Here is a 4513-nt window from a genome sequence, read left to right as displayed (position 1 = left end):
CGCCGGGCGGGTCCCCCGCGTCGTCGGCACGTCGGGTGGAGGCGGGGTCCCCGCCGCCCTGCCTCGGGATGAACCGGGTGGCGTCCACGTCGGACCGGGGCAGCACCCCGGTGGCCTCCGGGTCGTCGCGCCGGATCACCCCGGTGGCCTCCGGGTCGTCCCGGTGGATCACGCCGGTGGCCTCCGGGTCGTCGGTCGCCGCGGAGCCGGAGGCGGTGATCACGCCGGTGGCCTCCGGGTCGTCGTCGCGTCGGATGACGGTGGTGGCCTCCGGGTCCACCGCCGGCATGACGGTGGTCGACCCGGGGTCGGCGGTACGGATCACACCGGTGGCCTCGGGGTCCTCCCGGTGGATCACCGTGGTCGCCTCGGGGTCCTGGTCGGCGGCGACCGCGAAGGCCGGGGTCGAGGCGCCCCAGAGCGAGTCGCCGGTGGGCTCGGCCGGGGCCGGGGTGGGCTCCGACGCCTGCCTGCGCTGCTCCTGGTCGGCCTCCCGCTGGGCCTGGTAGGCGCGGGCGTGCGAGACGATGGCCCGCGACTCCTGCTCGACCTGGTTGAGCCAGCCCTCCCACCGGTACTGCATCGGCTTGATCAGCCCGCCGCCGACGCCGACGACGAGGATCCCACCGACGGTGGCGAGGACGGCGACGAGCACCGGCGTGGTGACCGAGGTGGCGATGCCGACCTGGTTCAGGGCGGCGATGACGCCCAGCCCGAGAATGAACCAGGAGGCGGCCCGGGCGAGCATCCGACCGTAGGAGAGGCCGTCCAGCGCACTGGCGACGAGGTCCTTGACCGCGTTGGCGATGGCCGCCGCGACCACGATGATCACGATGGCGACGAACGCCCGGGGCAGCCAGGCGACGACGGAGGCGATCAGGTCGGAGATCGGGTTCGGACCCCAGACCCCGAAGGCGAGGTAGAGGGTGAGCAGCAGCACCCCGTAGTAGGCGAGTTTGGCGACGATGTCGCTGGCGTCGAACCGGGACCGGGCGAGCAGGCTGCGGATGCCACCGCGCTCGACGGCACGGTCGAAGCCGACCCGGGCGAGCCCCTTCCCGACCAGCTTGAGCACGGCCTTGGCGAGCAACCAGCCGGCGACCAGGATCGCCACGAAGGCCAGGGCCTTCGGCAGGAACAGCAGTACGGCGTGGAACGCATCCCCCACGGCGTCTCCGACGGACATAGAGCGGGCCCCTCCGAACAGGTCGAGCAGACAGTAGTGGGCAATCTTCCCCGACGGCGAACCGGACAAACCATGAGGGTCGCCGCAGGCCGTGACGATCCACTGTGCATCGGTCGCCGCCCGCCCCGCCCCCGCGTCACCGGGCCGGTGTTCAGGCAGCTCACAGGCGTCCCTCTCGTTACGGCAACGTTTCCGGAAACCTCCTCCGAGGTTCTTGACACTCCGGTCGGGGCGTCCCTATGGCGCAGAAGCTCACCACCCTGTCGGAGGACTTCGCCCGACAGGGGGTGTCGGTCAGCACCGAGGTGGTGTCGAAGGAGGTGGTGCCGGCGCCCCCCGCGCTGGCCACCCTGTTGGACCTGCGCCCCGGGCAGTCGGTGCTCCGGTTGGAGCGGCTCCGGTCCACCAGCTCCGGTCCGGTGGTCTGGCTCGTCAACTACGTACGGACCGACCTGGCCCCCGGTCTGGAGCAGGCCGACCTGGCCGACCGGTCCCTGTTCGGACTCCTGGAGAACGAACACGGGCTCAAGATCAGCTCAGGTCGGCGTACCTTCACCGCCACCGCCGCCACCGGGCGCGTGGCGCAGGCGTTGGGTGTGCCGGAGAACTTCCCGTTGCTCTACCTGGAGCAGATCACCTATCTCGACGACGGCCGGGCGATCGAATACTCCGACGTGTGGATCCACAGCGAGCGGATGCGGGTCACCTCCCTGCTGTCCCGACGCTGAGCCCCGTCGCCCCGGGCCGGTGCCCGGCCGCGGCGACCACCGCCGCCGGCACCCCGGCCCGGAGCCGTCCGACGAACACGCTCCGAGCCCGGTGCCGACAGGTCGGGTTCTCCGGTCACCGCCCCAGGGCGTGTCCCGCCGCGCTGGTGTTGCCCCATCCCTGGTACGGCATCGACGGCCCCGATCCAGGGCCAGGGCCAGGGCCAGGACCACGGCTCTGCTCCGGACTCGGGTAGTAGCCGGATCCTGCCGCGAGCGCCCGGGCAACGTCCTGCGCCCCCAGCTCCGCACCCTTCACCGTCACCGCGCCGGTCAGCCGCCCGACCGCTTGCGAATACTCCTCGCCTTTGGCCGCCACCCGCGCGGCGGTGGTGCCCAACTGAATGTGCCTCGCCGCCTTGTATTCGTTCTCTTCACGGTCCCCGTGAGGAATGCCCGCCCTGTCCAGCACCCGTTCGCGCCGTCTCATCGCCTGCTCCCCCTCCCGGGTCAGGTAGTGGGCCGTACCACTCACCGTGGAGCTTTCCCCGGGCGGCCCGACGTGCGTGAGGGTGTACGAGAAGACGGTGTGTCCCGGGTTGATGTACGCCGGCGCCAACAGGCGATTCCTACGGTCTACCTGCGCCAGCTGATGATAGGCATAACCGTCAGCGCCGCTGGTGAGCGCCGCCTGCTCAAGATTGTAGTGCGACCTATAGGTGGATAACCTTTCCTCCACATCATTGAGCTCCCTCCGCACGTCCGGATCCTGCATCAACGCCTGCCGGCTCTCCGGCGTCAGGGGATCGACGTAAGCCTGGACGACCTCAGGTGACAGATAGCTGCGGAGCGCCGCGACGTCATCCACGGGCTGGGTCAAAAGGTCCACTACATCCTCCAGGGGTCCATGGCCGACAGGGCACCCTGTCGGCACTTCCACGCCCCTTGACAACGCCTGTCGAACCACTTCCGTTCAGAGACCCGGATCACAGTCACCGAAAAGCCCGCCCCCGCAGTCGGCCGAACTCCGACAGCCAATTCAGGGCGAGCGATTCAAAACGCATCGCGATCCGGTTTGATCACATTCGGTAATCCCCTGATCACTCATCACGATCTACAATGTGATCAATCAGTCACGAATGACGATTGACGGCCACCCACCAGCGTGTTAATCGCACACCTTTCCGGCGGGCGGTAATGCCGGAAAACACCTTTCCTCCACTCGGAGACCGACGGTGACAAGGGCGTGACACATTGCCGATTCTCGTTGGATACTGTCCGCCGCCACGCGCCACCTACGGACGTCGGATCCCCACGTCCCGGCGCTGACGGAAAGGAATGTCACGTGAAACGGGACCACGCGGCCGTGCTGCCGGGCGAGGGTGCCACCGACTACGCGCGATACATGCGAACCGACGAACTCCTCGGCCTGCAACGACGGCCAGCGGAGATGATCCACCGCGACGAACTGCTCTTCCAGGTGGTGCACCAGTCCACCGAGTTGTGGCTCAAGCTCGCCGCGTCCGAACTGACCGAGGCCGTCGCCCGGATCCGGGCCGGACGACCGGAGGAGGCCGAGCCGCTCCTGACCCGAGCCACCCTGGGCATCCGGCTGGTCACCGACCAGCTGGAGATGTTCGGCCACCTCTCCCCGGTGGACTTCCAGGCGATGCAACCGGCGCTGGGCAACGGTTCCGGTGCCGAGTCACCCGGCTGGCGCCACGTCCAGACGACCAGCCGACAGCTCGGCATCGCCTTCGCCGACCTGCTCGCCGAGCGCGACCTCGACGCGACCCGACTGTCGCGACTGGATCCGGTCGACGGGCTGCACCGGCTCGCCGAGGCGATGCGGGAGTTCGACGAGCGGGTGGCCCGCTGGCGGGTGGAGCACTACCGGGTCGCGCTCCGGGTCGGCGGGCACGCTCCGGCCGGCACCCCGGGCAGTCCCGCGACCATGCTGGCCAAGCTCGTCGCGCACCGGTTCTTCCCCGAACTGGGGCGGACCGCGGAGGCCACCGCCGCACCGGCCGACCCCCTCGCCTCGGTCACCGGCAACTGACCCGTCCCGCAGTCAACCGATCTCCCCTCCCTCGTGTTCGACGAAACGAAATGCCGAGGTGCGCTTCGTGCGCGAACTGACCCGGTGGCTCTCCGAATCGGCCACCGCCGCAGATTTCCCCTACTCCCCCGTGTTACACCGGTTCCATTCGGTCGGTAAACACTTCGTCCCCGACGACCTGCTCGTCGACCTGGACCGGATCCGTCGACACCTACCGGCGACGACGACTGTCGAACCGGCGTCGGCCCGGCTGCTCCGCGACTTCCTCGACGTGGCACTGGACAAGTGGGACGGCCGGTACGACTACCGCAGCTACCTGGCGTTGCCGGTGCTCCGGCTCGCCGGCGGCGACACCGACGACCACCCAGGGGACCCCGTCGCCCACCCACTGGACACCGACGGCCGTCCCGGGGACACCGTCGGCCACTCCGGCAACGCCGACGGCCACCCCGGCGACTCCGCACCGGGCGGCGACCCGGGCAGCGCCCGCCGGGACCGTGACCTGCTCCTGGTCCGCGCCGAGCATGCCGTGCAGCAGCTCCGCCCGGCGGGGCAGCTGCA

3 protein-coding genes and 2 pseudogenes are annotated in these 4513 nt (G+C 69.8%); 3 read left to right on the top strand and 2 right to left on the bottom strand.

All coding sequences use genetic code 11. The features are described from left to right. Positions 1-546: 546 nt before the first annotated feature. Positions 547-1186, bottom strand: a pseudogene (locus tag ABT336_RS26845) (mechanosensitive ion channel family protein); the annotation flags it as partial. Between the two features lie 239 nt (positions 1187-1425). Between ABT336_RS26845 and ABT336_RS26840 the strand changes: the two are divergent. Continuing rightward, a complete protein-coding gene (locus ABT336_RS26840) occupies positions 1426-1914 on the top strand; it encodes a GntR family transcriptional regulator (protein ID WP_350900303.1) in 489 nt (162 codons plus the stop codon). 115 nt (positions 1915-2029) lie between these two features. Here the strand turns inward: ABT336_RS26840 and ABT336_RS26835 are convergent, their stop codons facing one another. Beyond that, a complete protein-coding gene (locus ABT336_RS26835) occupies positions 2030-2782 on the bottom strand; it encodes a hypothetical protein (RefSeq protein ID WP_350900301.1) in 753 nt (250 codons plus the stop codon). A 456-nt stretch (positions 2783-3238) separates the two neighbouring features. On the opposite strand from ABT336_RS26835, the gene ABT336_RS26830 reads away from it, so the two are divergent. Both ABT336_RS26830 and ABT336_RS26825 read left to right on the top strand, forming a co-directional pair. Then, on the top strand, positions 3239-3952 hold the full coding sequence (locus ABT336_RS26830; RefSeq protein WP_350900299.1) for a tryptophan 2,3-dioxygenase family protein: 714 nt from the start codon (positions 3239-3241) through the stop codon (positions 3950-3952). A 67-nt stretch (positions 3953-4019) separates the two neighbouring features. Further along, a pseudogene (locus ABT336_RS26825) lies at positions 4020-4513 on the top strand (hypothetical protein); the annotation flags it as partial.

The sequence above is a fragment of the Micromonospora sp. NPDC000207 genome (assembly GCF_040300925.1).
Lineage (GTDB): Bacteria > Actinomycetota > Actinomycetes > Mycobacteriales > Micromonosporaceae > Micromonospora.
Note: the sequence above shows the minus strand (reverse complement) of the source record. Positions and strands in the feature narration are given on the sequence as shown.

What these genes read in the sequence shown, in the direction of transcription:
- ABT336_RS26840 (WP_350900303.1), top strand. Translation starts at nt 1,426, where the DNA reads ATGGCGCAGAAGCTCACCACCCTGTCGGAGGACTTCGCCCGACAGGGG.